This is a genomic window from Bradyrhizobium sp. SZCCT0148, assembly GCF_018129985.1.
In the GTDB taxonomy this organism is placed as follows: domain Bacteria; phylum Pseudomonadota; class Alphaproteobacteria; order Rhizobiales; family Xanthobacteraceae; genus Bradyrhizobium; species Bradyrhizobium japonicum_H.
In genome coordinates this window covers 117,383-143,545 of record NZ_JAFCKT010000007.1, presented here as the reverse complement: position 1 = coordinate 143,545, position 26,163 = coordinate 117,383, and the positions used below count along the sequence as shown (strand labels likewise).

30 protein-coding genes are annotated in these 26,163 nt (G+C 64.6%); 15 read left to right on the top strand and 15 right to left on the bottom strand.

Translation table 11 applies throughout. The annotated features are described in order from the left end of the window. Positions 1–10: 10 nt before the first annotated feature. Complete coding sequence (gene rpe, locus JQ580_RS21700; protein ID WP_166475522.1) at positions 11–712, bottom strand: ribulose-phosphate 3-epimerase; 702 nt, start codon at positions 710–712, stop codon at positions 11–13. 254 nt (positions 713–966) lie between these two features. Between rpe and JQ580_RS21695 the strand changes: the two genes are divergently transcribed. Continuing rightward, complete coding sequence (locus tag JQ580_RS21695; protein ID WP_212282249.1) at positions 967–1,743, top strand: EF-hand domain-containing protein; 777 nt, start codon at positions 967–969, stop codon at positions 1,741–1,743. A gap of 13 nt (positions 1,744–1,756) precedes the next feature. Here JQ580_RS21695 and JQ580_RS21690 read toward each other — a convergent pair whose 3' ends face one another. From JQ580_RS21690 to JQ580_RS21680, 3 genes are read right to left on the bottom strand one after another with little or no spacing between them, the layout of a single operon-like run. After that, positions 1,757–1,969, bottom strand: a complete 213-nt coding sequence (locus JQ580_RS21690) for a KTSC domain-containing protein (RefSeq protein ID WP_212282248.1) — start codon at positions 1,967–1,969, stop codon at positions 1,757–1,759. Between the two features lie 49 nt (positions 1,970–2,018). After that, complete coding sequence (locus JQ580_RS21685) at positions 2,019–3,014, bottom strand: P1 family peptidase (RefSeq protein WP_212282247.1); 996 nt, start codon at positions 3,012–3,014, stop codon at positions 2,019–2,021. A gap of 58 nt (positions 3,015–3,072) precedes the next feature. Then, positions 3,073–5,880 (bottom strand): PAS domain S-box protein, encoded by a 2,808-nt coding sequence (locus tag JQ580_RS21680; protein WP_212282246.1) that lies wholly within the window; start codon positions 5,878–5,880, stop codon positions 3,073–3,075. Positions 5,881–6,121: 241 nt separating this feature from the next. Here JQ580_RS21680 and JQ580_RS21675 point away from each other — a divergent pair, with 241 nt between their 5' ends. Next, positions 6,122–6,508, top strand: coding sequence for a response regulator (locus JQ580_RS21675; protein ID WP_212282245.1), 387 nt, complete (start codon positions 6,122–6,124; stop codon positions 6,506–6,508). A 76-nt stretch (positions 6,509–6,584) separates the two neighbouring features. Here JQ580_RS21675 and JQ580_RS21670 read toward each other — a convergent pair whose 3' ends face one another. The 5 genes from JQ580_RS21670 to JQ580_RS21650 all read right to left on the bottom strand — a co-directional run bounded on the left by JQ580_RS21670 (position 6,585) and on the right by JQ580_RS21650 (position 11,685). Then, positions 6,585–7,703, bottom strand: coding sequence for a branched-chain amino acid ABC transporter substrate-binding protein (locus JQ580_RS21670; protein WP_106951892.1), 1,119 nt, complete (start codon positions 7,701–7,703; stop codon positions 6,585–6,587). A gap of 163 nt (positions 7,704–7,866) precedes the next feature. Next, positions 7,867–8,610, bottom strand: coding sequence for an ABC transporter ATP-binding protein (locus tag JQ580_RS21665; RefSeq protein ID WP_212282244.1), 744 nt, complete (start codon positions 8,608–8,610; stop codon positions 7,867–7,869). After that, complete coding sequence (locus JQ580_RS21660) at positions 8,607–9,440, bottom strand: ABC transporter ATP-binding protein (protein ID WP_212282243.1); 834 nt, start codon at positions 9,438–9,440, stop codon at positions 8,607–8,609. The genes JQ580_RS21665 and JQ580_RS21660 overlap by 4 nt, the downstream gene beginning before the upstream one ends. Next, entirely contained in the window at positions 9,437–10,756 is a 1,320-nt protein-coding gene (livM, locus tag JQ580_RS21655; RefSeq protein WP_212282242.1) for a high-affinity branched-chain amino acid ABC transporter permease LivM, read from the bottom strand. The genes JQ580_RS21660 and livM overlap by 4 nt, the downstream gene beginning before the upstream one ends. An 11-nt stretch (positions 10,757–10,767) precedes the next feature. Further along, positions 10,768–11,685, bottom strand: a complete 918-nt coding sequence (locus tag JQ580_RS21650; protein ID WP_015685118.1) for an ABC transporter permease subunit — start codon at positions 11,683–11,685, stop codon at positions 10,768–10,770. 276 nt (positions 11,686–11,961) lie between these two features. Here JQ580_RS21650 and JQ580_RS21645 point away from each other — a divergent pair, with 276 nt between their 5' ends. Both JQ580_RS21645 and JQ580_RS21640 read left to right on the top strand, forming a co-directional pair. After that, positions 11,962–12,147, top strand: a complete 186-nt coding sequence (locus JQ580_RS21645; protein WP_212282241.1) for a hypothetical protein — start codon at positions 11,962–11,964, stop codon at positions 12,145–12,147. A gap of 221 nt (positions 12,148–12,368) precedes the next feature. Beyond that, entirely contained in the window at positions 12,369–12,905 is a 537-nt protein-coding gene (locus JQ580_RS21640) for a hypothetical protein (protein ID WP_212282240.1), read from the top strand. Here JQ580_RS21640 and JQ580_RS21635 read toward each other — a convergent pair. The 3 genes from JQ580_RS21635 to JQ580_RS21625 form a co-directional block, all read right to left on the bottom strand. Further along, positions 12,867–13,259 carry a carboxymuconolactone decarboxylase family protein gene (locus JQ580_RS21635; protein ID WP_014494190.1) on the bottom strand — a complete coding sequence of 131 codons (393 nt, stop codon included), beginning with the start codon at positions 13,257–13,259 and terminating at the stop codon, positions 12,867–12,869. The two genes, JQ580_RS21640 and JQ580_RS21635, sit on opposite strands and share 39 nt — an antisense overlap. Before the next feature lie 111 nt (positions 13,260–13,370). Further along, on the bottom strand, positions 13,371–14,153 hold the full coding sequence (gene pcaD / locus JQ580_RS21630; protein WP_094972207.1) for a 3-oxoadipate enol-lactonase: 783 nt from the start codon (positions 14,151–14,153) through the stop codon (positions 13,371–13,373). Between the two features lie 98 nt (positions 14,154–14,251). Then, positions 14,252–15,607, bottom strand: a complete 1,356-nt coding sequence (locus JQ580_RS21625; RefSeq protein WP_212282239.1) for a 3-carboxy-cis,cis-muconate cycloisomerase — start codon at positions 15,605–15,607, stop codon at positions 14,252–14,254. Between the two features lie 173 nt (positions 15,608–15,780). Between JQ580_RS21625 and JQ580_RS21620 the strand changes: the two genes are divergently transcribed. The 11 genes from JQ580_RS21620 (at position 15,781) to adhP (ending at position 24,874) form a co-directional block, all read left to right on the top strand. Further along, positions 15,781–16,227 (top strand): SRPBCC family protein, encoded by a 447-nt coding sequence (locus tag JQ580_RS21620; protein WP_212282238.1) that lies wholly within the window; start codon positions 15,781–15,783, stop codon positions 16,225–16,227. Between the two features lie 134 nt (positions 16,228–16,361). Then, positions 16,362–16,847, top strand: coding sequence for a (2Fe-2S)-binding protein (locus tag JQ580_RS21615; protein WP_026201687.1), 486 nt, complete (start codon positions 16,362–16,364; stop codon positions 16,845–16,847). A 33-nt stretch (positions 16,848–16,880) separates the two neighbouring features. Then, positions 16,881–17,687 (top strand): FAD binding domain-containing protein, encoded by an 807-nt coding sequence (locus JQ580_RS21610; protein ID WP_212282237.1) that lies wholly within the window; start codon positions 16,881–16,883, stop codon positions 17,685–17,687. Between the two features lie 60 nt (positions 17,688–17,747). Further along, complete coding sequence (locus JQ580_RS21605) at positions 17,748–18,656, top strand: AAA family ATPase (protein ID WP_212282236.1); 909 nt, start codon at positions 17,748–17,750, stop codon at positions 18,654–18,656. Between the two features lie 137 nt (positions 18,657–18,793). Then, positions 18,794–19,996: a vWA domain-containing protein gene (locus JQ580_RS21600; protein WP_212282235.1), complete on the top strand. Its 1,203-nt coding sequence runs from the start codon at positions 18,794–18,796 to the stop codon at positions 19,994–19,996. Positions 19,997–20,007: 11 nt separating this feature from the next. Beyond that, the gene (locus JQ580_RS21595; protein ID WP_007602422.1) at positions 20,008–20,331 is read left to right on the top strand and encodes an XdhC family protein; all 324 of its coding nucleotides are present in this window, start codon (positions 20,008–20,010) and stop codon (positions 20,329–20,331) included. Between the two features lie 2 nt (positions 20,332–20,333). Next, the gene (locus tag JQ580_RS21590; RefSeq protein ID WP_212282234.1) at positions 20,334–21,035 is read left to right on the top strand and encodes an XdhC family protein; all 702 of its coding nucleotides are present in this window, start codon (positions 20,334–20,336) and stop codon (positions 21,033–21,035) included. After that, the gene (locus JQ580_RS21585) at positions 21,032–22,636 is read left to right on the top strand and encodes an NTP transferase domain-containing protein (RefSeq protein WP_212282233.1); all 1,605 of its coding nucleotides are present in this window, start codon (positions 21,032–21,034) and stop codon (positions 22,634–22,636) included. Before JQ580_RS21590 ends, JQ580_RS21585 begins: the two co-directional genes overlap by 4 nt. A 197-nt stretch (positions 22,637–22,833) precedes the next feature. After that, a complete protein-coding gene (locus JQ580_RS21580; protein WP_212282232.1) occupies positions 22,834–23,223 on the top strand; it encodes a DUF4189 domain-containing protein in 390 nt (129 codons plus the stop codon). A gap of 80 nt (positions 23,224–23,303) precedes the next feature. Further along, entirely contained in the window at positions 23,304–23,714 is a 411-nt protein-coding gene (locus JQ580_RS21575) for a DUF2000 family protein (protein ID WP_212282231.1), read from the top strand. Positions 23,715–23,848: 134 nt separating this feature from the next. Further along, positions 23,849–24,874, top strand: coding sequence for an alcohol dehydrogenase AdhP (gene adhP / locus JQ580_RS21570; protein WP_212282230.1), 1,026 nt, complete (start codon positions 23,849–23,851; stop codon positions 24,872–24,874). 4 nt (positions 24,875–24,878) lie between these two features. On the opposite strand, the gene JQ580_RS21565 is transcribed toward adhP, so the two are convergent. The 3 genes from JQ580_RS21565 to JQ580_RS21555 are packed head-to-tail and all read right to left on the bottom strand — an operon-like array spanning position 24,879 to position 26,098. After that, positions 24,879–25,292: a GFA family protein gene (locus JQ580_RS21565; RefSeq protein WP_212282229.1), complete on the bottom strand. Its 414-nt coding sequence runs from the start codon at positions 25,290–25,292 to the stop codon at positions 24,879–24,881. Between the two features lie 9 nt (positions 25,293–25,301). Beyond that, on the bottom strand, positions 25,302–25,766 hold the full coding sequence (locus tag JQ580_RS21560) for an SRPBCC family protein (protein ID WP_212282228.1): 465 nt from the start codon (positions 25,764–25,766) through the stop codon (positions 25,302–25,304). After that, positions 25,763–26,098 (bottom strand): ArsR/SmtB family transcription factor, encoded by a 336-nt coding sequence (locus tag JQ580_RS21555; RefSeq protein ID WP_212282227.1) that lies wholly within the window; start codon positions 26,096–26,098, stop codon positions 25,763–25,765. Before JQ580_RS21555 ends, JQ580_RS21560 begins: the two co-directional genes overlap by 4 nt. Positions 26,099–26,163: the final 65 nt, after the last annotated feature.

Here is a 26,163-nt window from a genome sequence, read left to right as displayed (position 1 = left end):
TCGATCCAGATCAGATCGCTTCGCCGCGCGCCCCCAACGCAGCGTTGCGGATCGCGGCAATGTTGGTCTTGTAGGCTTCCTGCGTGCCGCCCCGGAACACGGATGTACCGGCAACAAAGGCGTTGGCGCCCGCCGCCGCGAGCGCGCCCGCAACGTCGGGGCCGACCCCGCCATCAACCTCGATGTCGATCGGGCGTCCCGCCGTCATCGCGCGGATGTCGCGGATCTTGCCGATCGCGGAGGGGATGAAAGCCTGGCCGCCGAAACCGGGATTGACCGACATCACCAGCACGAGGTCGACGAGATCGAGGACATATTCGAGCGTGCTGATCGGCGTGCCGGGATTGAGCGACACGCCGGCCTTCTTGCCGAGCGCGCGGATCGCCTGGAGCGAGCGGTGTAGATGCGGACCGGCCTCCGCATGCACGGTGATGTGGTCGCAGCCGGCTTTAGCAAAGGCCTCGAGATAGGGGTCGCAGGGCGAAATCATCAGGTGCGCGTCGAACACTTTCTTCGTGTGCGGGCGCATCGCCTTGATGACGTCGGGGCCGTAGGAAATGTTGGGAACGAAGTGACCGTCCATCACATCCAGATGAATCCAGTCCGCGCCGGCGGCGTCGACGCTGCGCACCTCCTCGCCGAGCCTGGAGAAGTCCGAGGCCAGGATCGAGGGCGCAATTGCCAGGGGGCGGGGGGCAAAGGCTTGGGTCATGACGCGGTTTCCGATGGCGGCCGAAAGGTGATTGAGCCTCGCCTAACATGGGCTCCCCCGGCGGGCAATGCACGACAGGCGTGCGTCCTGTGGGCGGAAATTTCTGCCGCCACCGGCACGAATTGCCGGTGTTTCGAGGCTCGGCGATGCGCACGAGGCGCGGATTTCATTGAACTTTTTGCGCTGGCATGCCGCTTGCTGACTTCACTGCCAGAACATTGGCTGCGGCATGCCGCATCGGTTGGAGTTGTGCAATGTTGTTCGCTCTTGGTGCCGTATCGAGCGCGCTCGACGCGATCCAGTCGCTGACGAACGCGAAGTCGTCCTCGCCGACGCAGAAGGCGGGATCCTCGCAGGGCGCGACAAATCCGTTCGCAATCGACAGCAGCATCACCACCACCTCGTTGGTCAGCGCCGGCAAATCTCCGCAGATCTCGCCGGAAACGATGAACGCGCTGTTCGCGGCACAGAGCCAGTCGTCGAGTAACGCCACCGGCGGCGCGACGAATTCGACCTCCTCGAACTCGACCTCTTCGGCGTCGAAGAGCCGGGATGCAGCACTCAAGGATCTGTTCTCGCAAATCGATGCGGATGGCGACGGCAGCATCACCAAGTCCGAATTCGAGGACGCGCTCGGCGCCGGCGGGACCAACCTCGCAAAGGCCGACGACGTATTCTCCAAGCTGGATTCGAATGCGGACGGCAGCGTGAGCCTGGATGAGATGTCGAAGGCGCTGAAGAGCGGCCACGGGCAGCATCACGCGCAAGGTGCCGGAAGCGCGGGCGATGGATCGGACTCCTCGTCGAAGCCCAGCGGCGGATCGACCTCGACAACGACGACCGCTGCCGACGGCTCGACCACGACGACCGTCACCTATGCCGACGGCTTCAAGATGTCGACGACAGTCCAGGGCGCCTCCAGCCCCCGCACTTCGGCCTACGATCTGTTCGCGCAGTTGATGCAGCAGCAGGGCGGAAAGGGGCAGGGTTCCTTGGCGTCTGCCGGTACGTCGATGTCGATGAGCGTTTGAGCGGCATCCGAGATCAGTCGGCATACTCGTGCGTGATGTCACGATAGACATACAGGTCACGGATGTTGCGGTTGAAGAACGTTCCTTTTGAACGCGCTTCTCCGAAGGCGGCGGCGACCTCGGCCGGAACACCCTCGTAGGCATAGATGCGTCCGCTGACGAAAGTCACCTTCAGCTCGCGCCTGTCCGGCGCATAGCGGAAGAAGCGGATCACGGAAGACGGCATTGCGATACACCTCGACCGCCGGAACAACGCCGTATCCGCCGTTTCGTTTCTAGCCGAACCGGTCCTTCCACGCTGGCAGCGCGCCGGGGAACGGCAGCGCCGTCGCGTTGTACACGCCGATCGCGATCGCCCGCGCGACCACGTTGGCGGCGACCATGCCGAGCTCGGTGAGGCCAACCAGCGGTTCGATCGGCTTCTTGCAGGTGGCCGCGGCAAACAGTACGTCGCCATCGAGTGGTGCATGTACCGGATAGATTGCGCGTGCAAATCCGGTGTGCGCGATCATTGCCAGCCGCTTGGCCTGGGGCTTGGTCAGCACCGCGTCGGTGACGACGGCGCCAATGGTGGTGTTTTCGCGCGCGTTCGCGGCAGGGCCACCCTTGATGCGCATGCGCAGCATGTCGTCGGTGAATTTCTTCGGCAGGCCGCGTCCGCCGTACTCGCCGTTGACCTCGAACGGCGCCGCCCAGAACCAAGGTCCGTCGCCGATGGTGACGTTTCCCACCGCGTTGACGGCGACGATCGCGGCGACCTTGACGCCATCAGGCGTCACTGCCGAGGCCGAGCCGAGCCCGCCCTTGAACGTCGCCGTGGTCGCACCGAGGCCGGCGCCGACGCTGCCGATCGCGAAGTCGGTGCCGGCGGCGGCTGCCGCGGCGTAGCCGAGGTCGCGATAGGGCGAGAACCGTCCCCAGGCCTTGTCGCCGCCATTCAGCAGGTCGAACAGGATGGCGCCCGGCACGATCGGGATCAATGCTTCCCGAACCCGGTGGCCGCGGCCCTGCTCGGCGAGCCAGGCCTGCACGCCGCCGCCGGTATCGAGGCCGAACGCGGAACCGCCTGACAGTGCGATCGCGTCGACGCGCTCGACGGTGTTGGCGAGATCGAGCAGTGCGTCTTCGCGCGTGCCGGGTCCGCCGCCGCGGACATCGATTGCCGCGACTGCCGGCTGGTCAAAGATGATCGCGGTCGTGCCCGAGGCCACTTTCGCATCTTCGGCATGGCCGACGCGCACGCCGGCAATATCGGTGAGCAGATTTTTCAAGGCAGCCCCATCGTCGAGTGCAGTTCGCGATCTGCGATACCTCAGGGAGGCCGCAGGCTCAACTGGCGAGCGCGGTCCTGAGCATCTTGGCAAGCTCGGACTTGCGGTAGGGCTTTGCCAGCAGCAGCACGCCGGAATCGAGCCGGCCGTGGTGGACGATCGCGTTTTCGGTGTAGCCCGAGGTGAATAGCGTCTTGAGGTCGGGGCGCCGGCGGGCGGCCTCATCGGCAAGCTGGCGACCGTTCATGTTGCCCGGCATGATGATGTCGGTGAACAGCAGGTCGATGGTCTTGTCGCTGTCGATGATGGTCAGGGCCTCGGCGCCGTTGGCAGCCTCGAGCGCGGTGTAGCCGAGGCTCTTGACTTGGGTCACCACATATTGCCGAACCAGCGCATCGTCCTCGACGATCAGGATCTTCTCGTCGCCGCCGGCGATGGGCGCGTTCTGCAGAGCGTCGATATCGGCCTCCTGCACGCCGCTCGAGCGCGGCAGGTAGATCTTGACGCTCGTGCCGTGGCCTTCCTCACTGTAGATCTTGATGTGGCCGCCGGACTGCTTGACGAAGCCGAACACCATGCTGAGCCCGAGTCCGGTGCCCTTGCCGACTTCCTTGGTGGTGAAGAAGGGGTCGAAAACCCGGTCGATCAGCTCCGGCGGGATTCCGGATCCGGTGTCGCTGACAGCGATCATCACGTAACTGCCGGCGACCATGTCGGCATTCATGCTGGCATAGCCGTCGTCGAGGAAGACGTTGCGGGTCTCCAGCACCAAGGTGCCGCCCTCGGGCATGGCGTCACGCGCGTTCAGCGCAAGATTGAGGATCGCTGTCGAAAGCTGGCCTGGGTCGACCAGCGCAGGCCAGGCGTCCTCGGTGAGCTGCGGGATGATCGTGATCTGCTCGCCTAAGGTGGGGTGCAACAGCTTGGCGGCTTCGAGCGCCAGCGCATTGACGTCGATCTCACGGGGCTGCAGCGGCTGCTTGCGGGCGAAGGCAAGCAGATGTTTGGTCAGCTGCGCGCCGCGCTCGGCGGCGTCGTCGATCAGCTTGGTGATCGCAGCCAGCTCGGGCCTGTCGGCGACGGCATCCGACAAGATGCCGATCGTGCCGGTGATGACGGTCAGCACGTTATTGAAGTCGTGAGCGACGCCCCCGGTCAACTGACCGATGGAATCCATTTTCTGAACCTGCCGGAACTGGGCTTCGGCGGCCTGCTTCTCCGTGAGATCCCGGCCGATGAAGAAGTGACGTTTCACCGGCTCGGACCAGGTGCCCATCCAGTTGAGCGCGACCTCGTGACCGTCGTAATGATAATAGCGCGCCTCGAAGCTGCGCTTGACCGCACCGCGCCGCGCCGCGCGCATCTCCTCCCGGGTTCTATCGAGGTCGTCGGGGTGGATGAACTCGGTCGCGCTGTGGCCGATCATCGCGTCCGGGCTGTATCCGAGAATATCCTTCACGCTCGGGCTGACCTGGATGAGATTGCCGAAGCCATCGGTGACCAGGATCAGGTCCTGCGAGGTCTCGAAGATGCGCTGGCGCTCCTCGATCTCGCGGCGAAGCTTTTCCCTGGATTGCTTCTCCTCGGTGATGTCGTGGGCGATCTTCGAGGCGCCGATGATCTCGCCGCTCTCCGCCCGAAGCGGCGAGACGTTGAGGACGACGTCGAGCGCACGACCATCCTTCCTGATACGGACCGTCTCGTGCTGGGCAATCGACTCGTTGGCGCTGATCCGATTGAGAATGCTCCTGACTTCCGGCTTGCGGTCCTCCGGCACGATGATGTCGATCGGCTTGCCGACGGCCTCTGCGGCGGAGTAGCCGAACAGGTGCTTGGCTGCGCGATTCCAGCCGGTGATGACGCCGTTGAGCGACTGGGTGATGATGGCGTCGTTGGACGATTCGACGACGGCGCCATACAGGGCGAGACGCTTGCCATAGAAGTCGCGATCCGACGCCGATTGCTCGCGCAGTCGGCCGACGAGACCCACCGTCCGGGCCTGAAGGCGAACGTTCTCGATCAACAGCACCGCGAGCACGAAGCTCGACGCGCAGAGGCCGTAGATTCGGCCGGCATAGAAACCGAGATCGAACCGCGCGACGTTGACGATTGCGGACAGCGCGATGTCGAACAACCATGCGCACATCACGACCATGAGCCAGACGTCGATGACCGAATGCGGGCGCCGGAACCACAGCGAAACGAGCGCGGCGAAGCTCAGCGACCACACAAAGGACACGACCCCGATCATGGTCGGCGTGTAACGGCCGTCGCGGAGCAGCACCGGCAACAGATCATGCTGGGCAGTGACAATCCAGGCGAACGCACCCATGGTCGCGATGACGCCGAGCACGATGGCGTAGATCGCGTTGGTGGTCGCGCCCCGGATTCTGGGGCCGCCATCCTCATCCTTGAGCCAGGCGTAGCCCAGCACGAACACCGGGAAGGCGCCGTGCCAGATCATGTAGAGCCAGACTGTGGTCTGGGCGCCGGCGCCGAACAGCCCGTCCGGTGCGAACAGGCCGGGGAAGGTGAGGGCATGGAGCACCGCTGCCGTGGCGGTAAACAGGAAGCCGCCCGACAGCCACAGCAGCGCGCGAGTCCGCAACACCGAAAACTGCGACAGCAGCAGCACGGCCGTGACGATGTCGCCAACCGCCAATGCTGATTGATAGCATGCGACGAAGGCGGGAATCGGAGGTAACTTTATACCTGCAAACGGAACTGCCGCTGCGAACAGGATTGAGGAGATGCCGACGATCCATAATGCCGCAGTCCGGTCGGCCGGTGTGGCCGGCAGCGTTGAAAGAAACGTGCTTCGGTCGATCGCAGGCGCGTTCATCTCATGCAGACCCGTCTTGAGCATCCACCGCAACTCCAAGAACTGGCAGTCTCGACATCCACGAACCCACGGTAGCCCGGCCCGGGCGCGTGTCGTGAACTGTTGCAGCGGCGACTCAACCGAAGGTTACAGCTTACTTAATTTTGGTGGGAACGCGGAATGGGGATTGGGTAAGGTGCGCTTTACTGCGCGATGTCATAATGCTTCCCCATTGCAGCGGGTTCCAGGTTTGAATCGTACGATTTGATCCGTGAGGGTTATTCTCATGCCTCGTATTCTCATCATCGACGACCAGAAGGACGTGCGCGCGATGGTTGCGATCGTGCTTCGGGTCAATCACTACGAGGTGGCCGAGGCCGACAGCGGTGCGGCCGGGCTGAAAACCTTCGCGGAAGGCTCCTTTGACGCTGCGATCGTTGATATCTTCCTCGGCGATATCAGCGGTGTCGACGTCATCGCGGCCTTGCGCGAGCGCGCGCCGGGGCTTCCCGTCATTGCGGTGTCCGGAATGACGGCGCTGGATTTCATGGAGCAGTCGCCTCACCTCGCCAGCGTAGTCTGCCTGCAGAAACCGTTTCGGCCGAACGATCTGCTGCAGGCGCTTCGGAAAGCCCAGGCTGCGGCCGGCGGCGAGCTGCCCGCAGCTGTCTAAAGCCGCCGCGAAAAGAAACGCCCCGGACAAGCCGGGGCGCGGTGATGATCGTACCGGCTGGGTGCCGTAAGCGGGCTTAGGTGCCGTTGCCCTTGATCTCGGCGTAGCCGCCCTTGGCGTCCCACTTGTAGACGACGTAGTCGAGCTGCTTGATGTCGCCCTTGGCGTCGTACTCGATCGGGCCGATCACGGTGTCCCACTTGCCGGCCTTCATCGCTTCCATGACCTTCTTGGCGTCGGTGGTGCCGGCCTTCTTGGCCGCCTGCGACCACACCTGCATCGCCGCGTAGGTGTAGAGCGTGTAGCCTTCCGGATCGATGTTCTTGGCCTTGAAGGCGTCGACGATCTTCTTGGCGGTCGGCTTGTTGCGCGGATCCGGGCCGAAGGTGAACAGCGTGCCTTCGCCCGCCGGGCCGGTGATGGAGGAGTACTCCTTGTCGGCGAGCGCGTCGCCGGCCATCAGGATCGTCTTGAGACCCTGGTCGCGCATCTGGCGCAGGATCAGGCCACTCTCCTGATGATAGCCGCCGACATAGACGAGGTCGATGTTGTCGCGCTTCAGGCGCGAGACGATCGCGTTGAAGTCCTTGTCGCCCTTGTTGTAGGATTCATACATCTTCTCGGTGACGCCGGCCTTGTTGAGCGCCTTCTTGGTCTCATCCGCCAGACCCTTGCCATAGGTGGTCTTGTCGTTGAGGATCGCGATGTTCTTGCCCTTGAAGTTCTTGGCGATGTACTGCGCCGCGATCAGGCCCTGCTGGTCGTCACGGCCGCAGACGCGCGCCACGTTCCAGAGCTTGCGCTCGGTGAACAGCGGGTTGGTCGAGGCCGGCGTGATCTGCAGCACGTTGCCGTCGGCATAGGCTTCCGAAGCCGGGATCGACGACGACGAGCAATAGTGCCCGGCCACGAACGGAATCTTCGCGCCGGCGATCTTTTCGGCGATCGAGCGCGCCTGCTTCGGGTCGCAGGCATCGTCCTCGACCGACAGCGCGAGCTTCTTGCCGTTGACGCCGCCGGCGGCGTTGATATCGGCCACGGCCATTTCGGCGCCGTTCTTCATCTGGCGGCCGAAGGCGGACTCGCCGCCGGTCATCGGGCCTGCGACTGCGACGGTGACATCCTGCGCGAATGCCGCGCCCGACAGCGCGAGCGATGCGCCGAATGCCAGACCGATGAGCTTCAGTGATTTCATGAGATACCTCGCGGGTGGTCGCCTGTGGAAGTTGCCGGGCGTGCCCGGTCCAAACCGGCGCCATTGTCGAATGAATTTACCGAGAAGTCACCGGCAAAATACGGGCATCGAGAGAGATATCTCGCCACATGAGCCCGGACGCAGGTGGGGCTTGCCGGTCCGGTCAGCCGTGCCGGCCGCCTTCCAGGTAGGCGGCGCGAATCTCGGGGCGCTGCAACAACTCGGCGCCGGTACCGGCCAGCGTGATCAGGCCATTGACCATGACATAGCCGCGATGAGCGAGCTTGAGGGCGTGGTTGGCGTTCTGCTCGACGATCAGGACGGTCAGGCCGTCCTGTCGGTTCAGTGTCCGGATCGCATCGAAGATCTGGCGCGCGATCAGCGGCGCCAAGCCAAGCGAGGGCTCGTCGAGCAGGAGCAGGCGGGGACGGCTCATCAAGGCGCGGCCGATCGCCAGCATCTGCTGCTCGCCGCCGGACAGGGTTCCTCCCCGCTGGGCGTAGCGTTCCTTCAGCCGCGGAAACAGCGCGAAGACGCGTTGCAGCGTCGCCTCGCGTTCGGCATCGGTGCATTCGGTGGCATCCGCCCCCATCTGGAGGTTTTCCGCCACGCTCATGCGCGGGAAGACGCGGCGGCCCTCCGGCGATTGCGCGATGCGCAAATGTGCGATCTCGTGGGTGGGCACGTCGGTGATGTCGCGGCCTTCATACAGGATCTGGCCTGCACGGGCGCGCGGCTTGCCGAAGATCGTCATCATCAGCGTCGACTTGCCGGCGCCGTTGGCGCCGATCAGCGCCACGATCTCGCCGGAGTTGATCTCGACGTCGACGCCCTTCAGCGCCTCGATCTTGCCGTAGGCGGCGCGCAACCCTCGGATCGCGAGCAGGGGGGACGGTGCCGCGGTCATGAGCCGCCCTCCATCACGGCTGCCGCCTCTTCCTCATCGGCGCCGAGATAGGCGGCGATCACCTTGGGATCGTCGCGGACCTCACGCGGCGTGCCTTCGGCGATCTTGACGCCATGGTCCATCACCACGATGTGGTCGGAGATCTCCATGACCACTGACATGTCGTGCTCGATCAGGAGAATCGAGGTGCCGAGCTCGTCGCGGATCGAAAGCAGGAGTTCGCTCAGGGCCGCGCTCTCGCGCGCATTGAGGCCGGCGGCAGGCTCGTCCAGGCACAGCAGCGCGGGCTCGGTGCACATCGCGCGCGCGATCTCGAGCCGGCGCTGGTCGCCATAGGCGAAATTGCCGGCAGCGTCGTCGGCGCGGTCGAGCAGATTGACCCGCTTGAGCCAGTCCGTGGCGAGATCGATCGCACGCTTTTCGGCCTCGCGATAGCCGGGGGCGCCGATCAGGCCGAGGAAGGTGAAGCCGGAGGCGCGCATCAAGGCGTTGTGCTGCGCCACCATCAGGTTTTCCAGCGCGGTCATGCCGGGAAACAGCCGGATGTTCTGGAAGGTGCGGGCCACCTTGGCCTGCTTGGCAATGCGGAAATCGTTCAGCCGCTCCAGCGCGATTGTCGTCCCGCCGTCATGGGTGAGGCGAATGGCGCCGCCGCTCGGCTTGTAGAACCCGGTGATGCAGTTGAAGACGGTGGTCTTGCCGGCGCCGTTCGGCCCGATCAGCGCGGTGATCTTCCTCCGCTCGGCGGCGAACGAAAGGTCCTGCACGGCAACGATGCCGCCGAAGCGCATGGCGAGCCGGTCGACGTTGAGAATCTTGTCGCCGCTCATCCGTGCCCTTCCTTGACGAGGTCGGAGGAGATCGCCTGAGCCTTGGTCAGATACACGGTGGGCGCACGATGGCCGATCAGGCCGCGCGGCCGCCAGATCATGATCAGGACCATGGCCATGCCGAACACCAGCATGCGATAGCTCTCCAGGCTCCGGAACAATTCGAAGCCGCCGATCATGGCCAGCGCGGCGAGCGCGACGCCGAGCTGCGATCCCATGCCGCCGAGCACGACGATGGCGAGCACCAGTGCCGATTCCTGGAAGGTGAAGGATTCCGGGCTGATGAAGCCCTGCCGGGTGGCGAAGAACGCGCCGGCAAAACCGCCGAACATCGCGCCGGTCGCGAACGCCGTGAGCTTGGTGGTCGTGGTGTTGATGCCGAGCGCGCGGCAGGCGACCTCGTCCTCGCGCAGGGCTTCCCAGGCTCGCCCGATCGGCAGGCGGCGCAGCCGGATCGTCGCCCAGTTGGTGAGCAGCGCCAAGGCCAGGATCAGATAGAACAGGAAGACAATGCGGTGCGTCGGCGAATATTCGATGCCGAGCCGGGCGGCGAGCCCGTCATCGCTGTTGTCGAGCGGGATGCCGAAGAAGGAGGGGCGGGGAATGCCTGAGACGCCGTTGGGCCCGCCGGTGAGATCCTGCCAGTTGATGATCACGAGGCGGATGATCTCGCCGAAGGCGAGCGTCACGATGGCAAGATAGTCGCCGCGCAGGCGCAGCACGGGGAAGCCGAGCAGGACGCCCCAGAACGCGGCGAGAATGCCGGCCAGCGGCAGACAGATCCAGAACGACCAGCCGAAATTGGTGGCGAGCAGCCCGTAGGAATAAGCGCCGACCGCATAGAAGGCGACGTAGCCGAGATCGAGCAGGCCGGCGAGGCCGACCACGACGTTCAGTCCCCAGCCCAGCATGACATAGGTGAGCACCAGGATCGCGAGGTCGAGGATGTAGCGCTGGTTATAGAACATCACCGGCACCAGCAGCGTAAAGATCAGGAGCGCCGGCGCGAGATAGCGGCCGATGAACGATATGCCGCTCTGCACCGCCGGCGGCACCAGCTTCTCGGCGCCGGTCGGACCGATCCATTGCCTGAGCAGCTCGATCACGATCGAGCCGCCGAACACGGCGGCAACGATGGATGCGAGGTCACCGAAGCGGGTCCAATAGGTGAGCTGGCCCGAGGAGCCCGCTTCGGTGCGGATGCCGATCATCAGCGAGAACAGCACCAGCGCGATCAGCGCGTTGACGAAGGCTGTCTTCAGGAGAGCGGGGATGCTCGTTGCAGGTTTGATCGGGTGGGTCGAGGGAGCTTTCACGCGTGCGACCGTCAGACTTTTTCGACTTCGGGACGGCCGAGCAGGCCGGTCGGCATGAAGATCAGGACCACGATCAGGATCGAGAATGCGGCGACGTCCTTGTACTCGACCGAGAAATAGGCCGACCAGAACGTCTCGATCAGGCCGATCGCGAGGCCGCCGAGCATGGCACCCGGCAGCGAGCCGATGCCGCCGAGCACGGCAGCAGTGAACGCCTTGATGCCGGCGACGAAGCCCATGAAGAAATCGACGAGGCCGTAATAGAGCAGGTACATCAGGCCCGCCACCGCGGCTAGCGCCGCCCCGATCACGAAGGTCATCGAGATGGTGCGGTCGACGTCGACGCCGAGCAGCGCCGCCATGGTCTGGTCCTGCTCGCAGGCGCGCATGTCGCGGCCAAGCCTTGTGCGCGATACCAGCCAGGTGAAGATCGCCAGCAGCACGATGGTGGTGATGACCACGATGATCTGGATGTTGGAGAGCTGGATGACGAAGCCGTCCGCGCTCTCGTGCAGGGTATAGCCGCCGGTAATGACGGGCGGGATCGGCTTGACGCGTGCGCCCTGCGCGACCTGCGAATAGTTGGTCAGCACGAAGGACATGCCGATCGCCGACAGCATCGGGGCGAGGCGGAAGGAGTGGCGAAGCGGCCGGTAGGCGATGCGCTCGATGGTCCAGCCATACAGCGCGGTGATCGCCATCGAGACCAGCAGCACGATCAGCAGGATCACCGGGATCGCGGTCAGCCCGGTCGAGATCAGCAGCAGAAAGGTGATCAGGGCAATGAAGCCGCCGATCATGAAGACGTCGCCATGGGCGAAGTTGATCATGCCGACGATGCCGTAGACCATCGTGTAGCCGATGGCGATCAGGCCGTAGATGGAGCCCAGAACGAGACCGTTGATGAGCTGCTGGGCGAAGTAATCCATGGGCTGCCGTACCAAACCTGACGCGGGCTCAAAAGGGAGCTCTTAGGAGAGTGGGTTGGAGTGTGGTTTCTTGGGCCCCGGCAGCCCTTAAGCATTCTTCCGGATTTGTAACAGGAGGGAACTGGCCGCTGCAACAGCTCACGCCACGGCAGAAGGTCTTGTACAGAGGTCATTTGGGGCTCTGGTTCCGGAACTACGAGGAACCCGGTTTCATGGGCACCAATCCGTCTCCCAGTGGTTATCTCTTCTCTGATGTTCAACAAGGGAGTTCCCCGAATGACGAAGCAGCAGAACCAGAACCCGGGTCAGCAGAGTCAGAATCCCGGCCAGCAGCGCCCCGATCAACAGCCCGGGCAGCAGCAGGGCGGTGGTCAGAAACCTGGACAGCAGCAACAGAACGATCCGATGCGCCAGGGCGATCGCCCGGGCCAGCAGCAGGGCGGCCAGCACGGCCAGAAGTAGCGAGTTTGGGAGCTCAGGAGCACGAGGCCCCGCCGAAAGGCGGGGTCTTTTCTTTTGGTCGTTCACGTCCGGCGCGGCTCGCAGAGCCGAAGCCGGACGACGACCTCTGCGAGGGCAGTTAAGGTAAACAAAGGGTTTAAATTGCCGCCACAGTCTGATGCGAGTTAGCTCCCCGGCAAAGCCTTCCAGCGAAGGCGCATGGTCGAGAAGCGGGAAGCGGCATGTTCAGGAATTGGCGGATCGGCTCGGTCAACGGCGCGCTGCTGGCGGCCTATTTCATTCCGGCCTGGACACTTGTGGCCATCAACATCATCATCGCGCCGGTGCACGGCCTCTACGAGCGGCCGAGCGTGGCCGTTGCACTATATCTCAGCGACCATCTTCAGATGGCGGGCATGGAGACGGTACGTGCCGCCTGGCTGCTTGCGCTCGGCCGGCTGACCGTCGTTGCGTTCTTTGCGATCTACCTCGTGCTGCTCTGCATTCCCCGCATCCGCAAGTCCGGCGGCAGCGACGAGGCGCTCGGAATTGCCCTGGCGATCGGCAGCCTGATTTCGTTTGCGAGTATGGTGATGGCGTCGAAGGTCGGCGAGATGGCCGCGCTGCGGCTGCACGCCACCGAACTGCTGCTGCTGCTCGGTGCTGCCATCGTGATCCTGATCGAGCGGCCCGAGGCGGCGCCGCAGACCGTCGAGACCCCTGCCGAGATCCCTGCGTCGCTAGGACTTGAGCAGGCCGAGCTCCTGCACAATCGCTGAGGCTTCCTTGACGGCGTGGTTTGCCGCGGGCACGCCGCAATAGATCGCCTGCTGCAGCAGGATCTCCTTGATGTCGTCGGGGGTGAAGCCCCCCTCTGCGAGCGCCGCACGCACATGCAGGCGAAACTCGTCCCATTGCCCGAGCGCGACCATCGTGCCGATCACCAGCACCCGCCGCGTGCGCTCGTCGAAATGCGGCCGGGTCCAGATTTCGCCCCAGGCATAGCGGGTGATCATGTCCTGGAAATCGGTATTGAAGGCATTGCGGTTAGCGATCGACTTGTCGACCCAGGCGTTGCCCAACACCTTCCTGCGTACGTTCATGCCGGCATCGCGGCGCTTCTGGTCGTCCATTCATCCTCCTCTCCGTCATTGCGAGGGGCGTAGCGACGAAGCAATCCGGAATGTCTCCGCGGAGAGATCTCTGGATGGCTTCACTATGCTCGCAATGACGGCGTTCTGCGGTTAGCGCTGCGTCAAAAATCCAACCACCGCATCCGTAAAGGCGTGCGGCTGCTCGACGTTGGAAATATGCGCGGCGTCGATGATGGTCATGCTGGCGCCCGGAATCCTCGAGCGGATCAACTCGCCCGCCGAGATCGGCGTCGCCATGTCGTGACGGCCGGCGATCACCAGCGTCGGACTCTTGATTTTGGGAAGCAACTCGCGCTGGTCGAGCGTCGACAATGCCTCGCAGCAGGCGAGGTAGCCTTCGACGGGGGAGGCGAGCAGCATCGATTTCATCCTCGCGGTGATGTCGGGCTCGCGGTCCCGGAAATCCTGCGTCAGCCATCCCGCGATCACGGCATCGGCGACCGCCGCGATGCCGCCCTTCTTCACGGCGTCGATGCGCTCGAGCCATTTGGTCGGTTCGGCATAGTAACAGGAGGTATTGGCGAGGATGAGCTTGCCGAAGCGCTCCGGCGCGTTCGCGCCCAGCCATTGTCCCACCATGCCGCCCATCGACAGGCCGCACCAATGCACCTTTTCGATGTTGAGGTCGTCGAGGATCGCGAGCACGTCGCGTCCGAAGCGCTCCATCGTATAAGGACCGGGCGGAACGTTCGACTTGCCGTGGCCGCGGCGGTCGTAACGGATGACGCGGAACACCTGCGTCAGCGCCTTCATCTGCGGCTCCCACATCTGCAGCGTGCAGCCGAGCGAATTGGAGAGCATCAACGTCGGCCCGCCGTCGCGGCCCTCGACGGAGACGTTGAGCAGGCATCCATCGGCATCGATCATGGGCATGGGTTACTCCTCGTCATGCGCGGGCTTGACCCGCGCATCCATCTAGAAAGGGAATCTATCCAAGATGATGGATTGCCGGGTCAAGCCCGGCAATGACATCAAGGGAGATCCAATGAAGCGAGCAGCCGGTCGATCAGGGCCTGGGAAGACCCTTGATAGGCCATCGGCTCGAACAATGCCGCAATTTTTTCCGGCGAGAGGTGCGCGGTGACGTGCGAATCGGCCGACAGCACCTCGCGCAGATGTCTCTTCTCGGCGACTGCACGCTTGCTGGCGGCCTCGACGAGATGATGCGCATCGCTCTTGCCGATTTTGTCGGCCAGCGCAAAGGTGACTGCCTCGGCCATGATCAGCCCATGCGTCGCATCGAGATTGCTGCGCATGCGTGCGGCATCGACCTCCAGGCCCTCTGCGATGTCGACAATGGCGGCCAGCGCGCCGGAGGTGACCAGCATCAATTGCGGCAGCGTCGGCCATTCGGCGTGCCAGGAGCCGGCGCTGCGCTCGTGGTCTTGCACCTGCGCGGCAAAAATCGTCGCGGCAAGCTGTGGGGCCATGGTTGCACAGCCAAGCGCGCTGGCGGCCGCGACCGGGTTGCGCTTATGCGGCATGGTCGAGGAGCCGCCACGGCCTTCGCCGGCCGGCTCGAACGCTTCGCCGACGTCGGTCTGCATCATCAGCGAGACGTCGCGCGCGATCTTGCCGCAGCTGCCGGCGAGGATCGCGAGGCACGAGGCGGCCTCCGCGATCCGGTCGCGATGGGTATGCCAAGGCGCTTCCGGCAGCGGCAGGCTCAGCTCCTGCGCCAGCCGTTCGGCTACCGCCAGCCCCTTGTCGCCGAGGGCCGCGAGCGTGCCGGCCGCGCCGCCGAATTGCAGGGCGAGGCCCTCGCGGCGAAGCCGCCGCAGGCGGCAGCGGGAGCGGGCGAGGCTTGCCGCATATTCGGCGGCCTTGAGGCCGAACGGCATAGGCAGTGCGTGCTGGAGCCAGGTCCGGGCCACCATCGCGGTGTTGCGATGGGTCCGAGCCAGCTCGGCAAAGCCCTTGATGGCGCGGCTGAGGTCGGTGTCCAGAGCGTCGATACCGGCGCGAAGCGTGAGCATGGTCGCGGTGTCGATGACGTCCTGGCTGGTGGCGCCCCAATGCACAAAGCGCGCGGCCTCGGTGTCGGCCTTGCCGACCTTGGCGGTCAGCATCTTGACCAGGGGTATCGCCAGATTGCCCGATCGCGTCGCGGCCTCGGCCAGTGCCGCCATGTCAAAGGAATCAGCCTTGCAGGCGGCCTCGATGGCTCCGACAGCAGAGGCCGGAATCACATCCGTGGCGGCCTCCGCGCGTGCCAGGGCTGCCTCGAAATCGAGCATGTTCTGCAGGGTCGAGCAATCATCGCAGACCGCGCGCATGGCGGCGCTCGACAGCATCGGTGCGAGCAGGGGGGAGAGGGAGGTGCTCATATTGCGCGCGACCTAATCACCATGGCCCGGCCGTGCCAATCCCCAACCCGGCTCACACGTCCTTTTGCAGTTGCGAATATGCATTGCACTTGACCGGCCGCCACCCTTTCCTTTGCCGCGTCCCTGCGTTACTTGATCAGCGCTATAAGTTACGCGATCCGGGAGGCACCCTCATGGCCATGACGATGAACGGCGAAGTCCAGCTTGCGGCGCCGCGCGAGGCCGTGTGGGCCAAGCTCAACGATCCCGAGGTGCTGAAGGCCTGCATCCCCGGCTGCGAGGAGCTCGAGAGGACCGAGGACGGCGGCTTTCGCGCGACGGCGAAAATGAAGGTCGGCCCGGTGTCGGCCCGCTTCAAGGGCAAGGTCACGCTTTCCGATCTCGATCCGCCGAACGGCTATAAGATCTCGGGTGAGGGCGAAGGCGGGGTCGCCGGCTTTGCCAAGGGTGGCGCCGTGGTCAAGCTGGCGGAGAAGGACGGCGGCACGCTGCTGTCCTACGAGGTCGAGGCGCAGATCGGCGGCAAGTTGGCGCAGCTCGGCCAACGCCTCATCAACGGCGCCGCCAAGAAGCTCGCCGACGAATTTTTTGCGAACTTCGCCAAGGCGGTACAGGGCTGAAGGTCAGCGCCTTCGGCATGGCGCCTTGCGCCCCGGGTGATGTTGCCCCGGGGCATAATGGCCCATATGATGGGTTGGAATAATTATAAGAACCGCTTCGACGGGACCCGTTGGGGCGCTGATAGAGAGTGCTTATGGCAAAAATCTCCCTCATCGTGAACGGCAATCCAGTTACGGCCAACGTCGATCCCCGCACCCTGCTGGTGCAGTTCCTGCGCGAGAATCTGCGCCTGACCGGCACCCATGTCGGCTGCGATACCTCGCAGTGCGGCGCCTGCGTCGTTCATGTCGACGGCAAGGCCGTAAAGTCCTGCACCACGCTGGCGGTGATGGCCGACGGCCATGAGGTCAAGACGATCGAGGGGCTGGCCGCGGACGGCGCGCCGTTGCATCCGATGCAGGAGGCCTTCCGCGAGCACCATGGCCTGCAGTGCGGCTTTTGCACGCCGGGCATGATCATGACCGCTATCGACATTGTCCATCGCAAGGGCAACGAGCTCGACGACCATACGATCCGGGAAGAGCTGGAAGGCAACCTCTGCCGCTGCACCGGCTACCAGAACATCGTCGCCTCGATCTCCGCCGGCGCCAAGGCGATGGCGAAATCCGATCTCGCCTAACGCGCGCAACGATCCCGCGATCAGGACATTCAGATGTACGAATTCAAATATCATCGCCCCGGGACCGTGCGGCAGGCCGCCAACCTCCTGGTGAAGAACGAAGACGCCAAGCTCATCGCCGGCGGCCACACGCTGATTCCCGTGATGAAGCAGCGCCTCGCGAGCCCCCCGCATCTCGTCGACCTCTCTCATATCGAGGGGCTCAACACGATCGAGATGAAGGGCCGTTCGCTGGTGATCGGCGCCACTGCAAAGCACGCCGAAGTCGCAAGCTCCGCGATCGTGGGTGAGGCCATTCCGGCGCTCGCAAATCTCGCCAGCCAGATCGGCGATCCCGCCGTACGTCACAAGGGCACGATCGGCGGCTCGCTCGCCAACAACGATCCGACCGCAGATTATCCAGCCGCCGTGCTGGCGCTGGGCGCCACCATCGTCACCAACAAGCGCCGCCTCAAGGCCGAGGAGTTTTTCCAAGGGCTGTTCTCGACCGCGCTGGAAGCCGACGAGATCATCACCAAGGTGATGTTCCCGCTGCCGAAGAAGGCGGCCTACATCAAGTTCCGCAACCAGGCCTCGCGCTATGCGCTGGTCGGCGTGTTCGTCGCGCGGCGTCCGTCGGACGTGCGGGTTGCCGTGACCGGTGCCGGCTCCGACGGCGTCTTCCGCGTCGAGGCGTTCGAGGAAGCCCTCAAGAAGCGCTTCGCCGCGAAAGCGCTCGACGGCATCGAGGTGCCGGCCGAGGGCCTCAACAGCGATATCCACGGCAGCGCCGAGTATCGCGCGCATCTCATTGGTGTGCTGACGCGGCGCGCCCTCGATGCCGCCAATGCCAAGGAGTGAGTCAACCTCACGCCTCGGCCAAACTTGTCCCGGTGAGGGCGTAGCGAGACTGGCTTTTTCATGACTTCAGCGACCCCGCCGGCATCAGTCGATGCGATGCTCGAACTCCTGACGTCGCGCGGCTATCTCGCCGAGCGGTCGCTGGCAACTGTGACGTATCTCTCGCTGCGCATGGGCCGGCCGCTGTTTCTGGAAGGCGAGGCCGGCGTCGGCAAGACTGAGATCGCCAAGGTTTTGTCGGCCGCGTTGGGGCGGAAGCTGATCCGCCTGCAATGCTACGAGGGTCTCGACGTCTCCTCCGCGGTCTACGAGTGGAATAGCGCCGCGCAGATGATCGCGATCCGGATGGCGGAAGCCGCCGGCGACACCGACCGCGACCAGTTGTCGAGCGACATCTTCGCCGACCGTTTCATGATCAAGCGGCCGCTGCTCCAGGCGCTCGAGCCCGACGTCGCAGGACCCCCGGTGCTGCTGATCGACGAACTCGACCGCGCCGACGAGGCGTTCGAGGCGTATCTGCTCGAAATTCTCAGCGACTTCCAGGTTACGATCCCCGAATTCGGCACCGTGAAGGCGCCACATCCGCCGATCGTCATCATCACCTCCAACCGCACGCGCGAGATTCACGACGCGCTGAAGCGGCGCTGTCTTTATCACTGGGTTGATTATCCCGCCGCGGAGCGCGAGCTCGCGATCGTCAAGTCGCGCGTGCCCGGCATCTCCGCGAAGCTGTCGCAGCAGGTCGTGCGCTTCGTCCAGGCTCTGCGTAACCAGGACTTCTACAAGTCGCCGGGTGTCGCCGAGACCATCGACTGGGCCACAGCGCTGTCCGAACTCGATGCCCGCTCGCTGACCCCGCAAGTGGTCGGCGACACGCTGGGCGCGTTGCTCAAGTATCAGGACGACATCACCCGCATGCAGGGCGACACCCTGCAGAAGGTGCTGAAGGAAGCGACGAGCGAGAACTGATCGCGCGTCGAATTGAGTTCGTCATTCCGGGGCGCGCGTAGCGCGAGCCCGGAATCCATAACCACGATCGGGAGTATGGATTCCGGGCTTGCGCCAAGAGGCGCGCCCCGGAATGACGACGGGATGGATACGAGACCATGGCCATCAACCACCTTGCCCCAGAGCAGACCGAGCAATTCGCCGACAACATCGTCGGCTTTGCCCGCGCGCTCCGCTCGGCCGGCATGCCGGTCGGTCCGGGCGCGGTCATCGATGCCATGAGCGCGCTGCAGGTGATCGACATCGGCAACCGCGCCGACGTCTTCACCACGCTGGAGGCGATCTTCGTCAAGCGTCATGAGCATGCGCTGATCTTCAAGCAGGCCTTCAATCTGTTCTTCCGCGCCTCGGAAGAATGGAAGCACATGCTGGACTCGGTGCCGCTGCCGGACGAGGCCAAGAAGAAGCCGCAGGCCGGCTCCCGCCGCGTGCAGGAGGCGATGTCACAGCCGCGCATGACAGAGACGCCGCAGCATCAGGAGCAGGATCTGCGGCTGTCGGTGTCCGACAGGGAAATCCTCCAGAAAAAGGATTTTGCGCAGATGAGCGCCGCGGAGATCGCCGAGGCGCTGCGTGCCGTCGAGCGGATGCGATTGCCACAGGCCGAACTCCTGACGCGCCGCCACCGGCCTGATGCGCGCGGGCTGCGTCTTGACCTGCGCCGCACGCTGCGCGCCTCCTTGCGAACCGGCGGCGACATCGTGGAAATCCATCGCCTCGGCCGGATCGAGAAGCCGGCGCCGATCGTGGCGCTGCTCGATATCTCGGGCTCGATGAGCGAGTACACCCGCCTGTTCCTGCATTTCCTCCATGCTATCGGCGATGCGCGCAAGCGCGTCTCGGTGTTCCTTTTCGGTACCCGGCTCACCAACGTCACCCGCGCGCTCCGCCAGCGCGATCCCGACGAGGCGCTGGCAAGCTGCTCGGCCTCGGTCGAGGACTGGGCCGGCGGCACCCGGATCTCGGCTTCGCTGCACAACTTCAACAAATTGTGGGCGCGGCGCGTGCTGAGCCAGGGCGCCATCGTGCTGCTGATATCGGACGGGCTGGAGCGGGAGGCGGACTCCAAGCTGGCTTTTGAGATGGACCGGCTGCACCGGTCATGCCGGAGGCTGATCTGGCTCAATCCGCTGCTGCGGTTCGGCGGCTTCGAGGCCAAGGCCCAGGGCATCAAAATGATGCTCCCGCACGTTGACGAATTCCGTCCGGTACATAATTTGAGCTCGATCCAGGAGCTGATTACGACGCTCTCGCGGCCGCTGCCGCCGCATCATCGCAACCTGATCCGTTCCGCAGCTTGAGAGGTTATGCCATGCTCGATCGCGACGAGGACATTCTGAAGGCCGCGGAGGACTGGCAGAAGGCCGGCCGCGGCGTCGCGCTCGCCACCGTGGTGGAGACCTGGGGCTCGGCGCCGCGCCCGGCGGGCTCGAGCCTTGTCATCAACGACGAGGGCACGTTCCTGGGCTCGGTCTCCGGCGGCTGCGTCGAGGGCGCCGTGGTCACCGAGGCGATGGACGTGATCCAGAGCGGTAAGCCGCGGATGCTGGAGTTCGGCGTCGCCGACGAGACCGCCTGGAATGTCGGGCTATCCTGCGGCGGCACCATCCGCGTCTTCGTCGAGAAGGTGGGTTAGCCGTGAAGCTCGAGATCCTGCACGAACTCAACGCCGAGCGCGCCGCGCGCCGCCCGGCAATCCTGGTGACCGACACCGAGAGCGGCGAACAGCGCCTGGTGAAGGCGAAGGATTTTGCAAAAGATCCCTTGCGTGCCGAACTCGAGAAGCAACTTCGCATGGGCAAGAGCGCCAGTGTCGAGGCCGGCGGCAAGAAGCTGTTCCTCAACGTCTATGCGCCGACCGCGAAGCTCGTCATCGTCGGCGCGGTCCATATCAGCCAGGCCTTGGCGCCGCTGGCGCGTTCGCTCGGCTACGACGTCACGGTCGTGGATCCGCGCACGGCTTTTGCGAGCCCCGAGCGCTTCCCCGACATTCCGCTGGTGGCCGAATGGCCGGACACCGCGCTGCCGCCGCTCAATGTCGATGCCTACACCGCCTTCGTCGCGGTGACGCACGATCCCAAGATCGACGATCCCGCACTGCTGCACGCCTTCGAGCGCGGCTGCTTCTATATCGGCGCGCTCGGCTCGCGGAAGACGCACGCCAAGCGCGGCGACCGGCTGCGGGCGCAGGGCGCCAAGGAAAGCGACATCGCGCGCATCCACGCGCCCATTGGCCTCGCGATCGGCGCGGTCTCCCCGTCCGAGATCGCGGTGTCGATCATGGCGGAGATCACAGCGGTGCTACGCCTGCCACCCAAAGAAAAAGAAGAGGCGGCATGAAGTTCGGCCCTGCGAGTCCCAAGGATGCAATCGGCGGAGTAACCGTCCACACGCTGCGCCAGGGACCGCTCGTGCTGAAGAAGGGGACGACGATCGGCGCCGCCGAGGTTGAGGCGCTGGAGCGCGCCGGAATCAAGGACATCGTCGTGGTGCGCATGGAGGCGGGCGACGTCTCCGAGGACGTTGCGGCCGCCGGCATCGCGCTGGCCGTCGGCGGCGAGGGCATCCATGTCGAGCGTGCTTTCACCGGCCGCGCAAATCTGTTTGCCGCACGTCCGGGCGTGCTGGTGATCGACCGCGCCGCGGTCGACCGCATCAACAGTATCGACGAGGCCATCACCTTTGCGACGCTCACCGCATGCAAGCCGGTGGTCGAAGGCGAGATGGTCGGCACCGTCAAGATCATCCCGTTCGGCGTCGAAAGCCGTTTGCGCGATGCCGCGGTGAGAGCCGCCGGCAGGAACGTGCTGAAGATCGCGCCTTACGTGATCAAGCGCGTCGGCGTGGTCTCGACGCTGCTGCCGGGCCTCTCCTCCAAGGTGATCGACAAGACGCTGCGCGTCACGTCGGAGCGGCTCGCGCCGGCCGGCGCTGGCATCATCGCCGAGCGTCGCGTGCCGCACGAGGAGCAGGCGCTTTCGGCCGCGATCAAGGAATTGCTCGGCCTCGGTGCCGAGCTCGTCATCGTGTTCGGCGCCTCCGCAATCGCCGATCGCCGCGACGTGATCCCGGCGGCCGTCACGGGGATCGGCGGCGAGATCGAGCATTTCGGCATGCCGGTCGATCCCGGCAATCTCCTGCTGATCGCCCGCGCCGGCGATGTCCCGGTGCTGGGCGCCCCGGGTTGCGCCCGCTCGCCGGTCGAGAATGGCTTCGACTGGGTCTTGATGCGGCTGCTCGCCGGCATCAAGGTGACGCGCGCCGAACTGATGGGCATGGGCGTGGGCGGCCTGCTGATGGAGATCGTCACGCGGCCGCAGCCCCGCGCGACGCCCGAGATCGAGGGCAACAGCCGGGTCGCGGCCATCGTGCTCGCGGCAGGTCGTTCGACCCGGATGGGAGGACCGAACAAGCTTTTGGCCGAGCTCGACGGCAAGAAGCTGGTGCGGATCGCGACCGAGCAGGCGCTGGCGTCGAAAGCATCCGAGGTGATCGTGGTCACCGGCCATCAGACCGAGCTGATCGAGCAGGCGTTGCAGGGCCTGAAGGTACGGTTTGTGAAGAATCCGGATTTCGCCGGCGGGATCGCCAGCTCGGTCAAATCAGGCATTGCTGCCGTCCCCGACACTTGCGACGGCGCCGTGGTGTGCCTAGGCGACATGCCGCTGATCGATGCCGGCCTGATCGACCGTCTCATCGACGGCTTTGCGCCAGATCGCGGCAATCTCATCGTCGTGCCCGTGAGCGAGGGCCGCCGCGGCAATCCCGTGCTATGGTCGCGCCGCTTCTTCAAGGAGCTGATGACGCTCGACGGCGACGTCGGCGCCCGCCATCTGATCGCCAAGCACACCGAGGCCGTGGCCGAAGTGCCGGTCGATGGCGAGAGCGCCTTCCTCGACATCGACACGCCGCAGGCGCTGGAGGCGGCCCGAGGCGGATGACGCTGCCGCAGGATGGGCAAAGGCGCACAGCGTCGTGCCCACCATCCCTCCGAATTGCAGTCTGGACTTGTGGGCACGCTTCGCTTTGCCCACCCTACGGCACCTCCCGATCGTTCGATTTCAACCGCTCGTTCACCAACTGGAAACGGTCCCGCGCTTAGAGTTCCTCCACCTGCCTTGGGGGGAGGGGATTTTCCATGTCTTCGAACGCCGTCGCGCGCCGTTGCGCGATGTTTTGCTTTGTCCTTTCGATTGCCGTCACGGGCGCCCGCTACATCACCGAAGCCCACGCCGCCGGCGCGATTGCAGTCGGCAAGTGCGGCGCTTATGGCCAGGCTTTTGATTACGGCCACGAGCACGAAGCGCGTGCCGCGGCGCAGAAGCAGTGCAAGGGCGATTGCACGACCGTGACGATGAAGCGCGCCTGCGCCGCGATGTCGGTCGATCTCGCCAACCCCTGCGGCGCGTATGGCTATGCGGTCAAGCCGAAGATCTCTGCCTCGCTCAATGCCGCCACGCGCGAATGCTACAAATACGGCGGCAAGGAATGCGTGATCCGCGCCTGGGCCTGCGACGCCAAGGGTTGATTTTTCGAGTGCTGATTCGTCTTGCCGTCATTCCAGGGCGATGCGTAGCATCCAATCCGGAATGACAATCGAGGAACCACATGCAATTCGATACCAAGATCGCGGTCGTGATCCGTACCGATCTTCAAGCCTGGCAAAAGCTCAACGTCGCGTCCTTCCTCACCAGCGGCATCGCCGCGGCTTTTCCCGAATGCATCGGCGAAGCCTATGAAGACGCATCAGCCACGAAATATCATGCCCTGATCGGACAGCCGATCCTGATCTACGGCGCCGACGGTCCGGCGTTGTCGCGTGCGCTGGACCGCGCGCTGGCGCGCAACGTCAAGCCGGCGGTCTATACCGAGGACATGTTCAGCACCACGCACGACGCGGCCAATCGCGAGGCGGTGCGGGCGGTAGCGCGCGCGGACCTCAATCTCGTCGGCATCGCGATGCGCGCCGAGCGCAAGGTGATCGACAAGATCGTTGACGGCCTGAAGTTTCATAGCTGACACGCCGGCATCCGCACGTCGTCATCGTCGTGTCATGATGGGGCCGGCTTGCGCAAACTTTGTGCTGTTTGACCCCCATCAAAGGCGTGGAGGGCGTCGTCGCTATTCTGCTCCAAAGTCACAGGAGCAGACCGATGCCGACCATGAAAGCCGCAATCGTCAAGCAATTCGGCAAGCCGCTCGTGATCGAGGACGTGCCGGTGCCGCAGCCTGGTCCCGGCGAGATTCTGGTCAAGGTGAAGGCCTGCGGCGTCTGTCACACCGATCTGCATGCAGCCTCCGGCGACTGGCCGGTGAAGCCGGTACCGCCCTTCATTCCCGGCCACGAGGCAGCCGGCATCGTCGCCGCGCTCGGGACGGGCGTGAAGAATTTGAAAGTCGGAGATGCCGTCGGAGTTGCCTGGCTGCACGACGCCTGCATGTCTTGCGAATATTGCGAGACCGGCTGGGAGACGCTGTGCGAGCACCAGCACAATACCGGCTACAGCGTGAACGGCGGCTTCGCCGAATATGTCATTGCCTCGGCCGCCTTCGCTGCAAAGCTGCCGGCGACGGTCGACTTCGCCACCATCGCGCCCATCCTGTGCGCCGGTGTCACCACCTATAAGGGACTGAAGGAGACTGAGGCGAGGCCCGGCGAGTGGGTCGTGATCTCAGGCGTCGGCGGGCTTGGCCATGTCGCGATCCAGTACGCCAAGGCGATGGGGCTCAAGGTCGCGGCGATCGACATCGCCGGGGACAAGCTGGAACTGGCGCGCGATACCGGCGCCGATCTCGCGGTCAACGCGCTCGAAGCCGGCGCCGTCGACAAGGTTCTTGCGGCAACCGGCGGCGGGGCCCACGGCGTGCTGGTGACGGCGGTCTCGACCGCCGCGTTCGCGCAGGCGCTGAAGATGGTTCGCCGCAAGGGCACCGTCAGCCTCGTCGGCCTGCCGCCGGGCGAATTCCCGACGCCGATCTTCGACGTCGTGCTCAAGCGCATCACCGTGCGCGGCTCGATCGTCGGCACGCGGCGTGACCTCGACGAAGCCATCGCATTCGCGACCGACGGCAAGGTGAAGGCCGAGGTGACGAAGGTGCCGCTCGCGCAGATCAACGACGTCTTCGACCGGATGAAGGCCGGCAAGATTGATGGCCGTATGGTGCTTGATTTCGGCTAGCGCCTCATCCGGGCGGCATGCCTTCGAACTTGATAAGGTCGGGATCGAGGTGGTCCCAGCCGTGGCCGCGCGCGGCGTAAGTGACAGCCTGCGGCCTGTAACGTGCGGGCTCGTCGAGGCTTGCGGCGCGGATGGTGAAGATGTCGGGCATCGCCGCGAAGGTCAGGTAAACCGCGACGCCGCATTGCGGGCAGAAGCCGCGCGTCTTCACATTGCCGCTGTCGCCGACCATGTCCCAAAGCCTGGTCTCGCCAGTGACCGTGACGCCGGCCCGCGCGAACGTCGCGTACGAGCCGTGGCCACTGCCGCTTTCCCGCTGACAGTCTCGGCACTGACAATGATTGGTGAAGAAGGGCTCGCCGGCAATCGAATAGCGGATCGCGCCGCAGGCGCAGCCGCCGGTATAGGGCTTGTCCATCGCGATGCCTCACTTGTCTTCGCCGGAGACGGCATCGAGCCGTCGCAGCACCTTGACCCAGCCGTCGCTCATGTTGCGATAAGCCGTGTCGTTCGTCGGCGTCATGAAGCCGGAATGCACCACGCGCACGCGCGTCCCGGCTTCGACCGGCGTGAGCGACCAGGTGACGACGGTGTCGAGCGCCGAGCCGTAGCCGGTATTGCAGTCGTCGCCGCCCTTCCAGGCATAGGCGAAACGTTGGTTCGGCACGACCTCCAGCACGCGGCAATAAATCGTGCCATCCCACGCGCCGGCCGGATTGGTCTTGAAGGTGAAGGTATTGCCTTCGACGGCCTCGAAACCGGTCGGCGGCATCAGCCAGCGCGCAATCAATTGGGCGCTGGTCAGCGCCTTCCAGATCGTCGCGGCGGCGTGAGGGAAGACCTCGTCGATGACGATGTCCTGGGTCTGGAGTTTGGAGGCCACGGCACTCACGGATCGATCTCCTTCAAGAGGTCACGCAGATTCTGGAAACGCTCGCGCCAGAACACGCCGTAATGGTCCATCCAGGTGACCAGCGGTTCGAGCCCCTGCGGCGCGGCGCGATAATAGACGTTGCGGCCCTCGGCGCGCTCCGCGACGAGGCCCGCCTGTTTCAGCGACTTCAGGTGCTGCGAGATCGCGCCCTGGGTCACGCCGCTGCCGCGCGTCAACTCGGCGACGGTGATTTCCTTGCTCTCGAATACGCGCTCGAACACGGCCCGCCGGGTCGGATCGGCGAGGGCGCGCATCACGGTGGTGACGGGATTTGAAGCGGCTTCAATCATGCCATTCAATTAGCTAATACTAATATATTAGTCAAGACTAATTCGATCTTTCGGTCCATGGACTC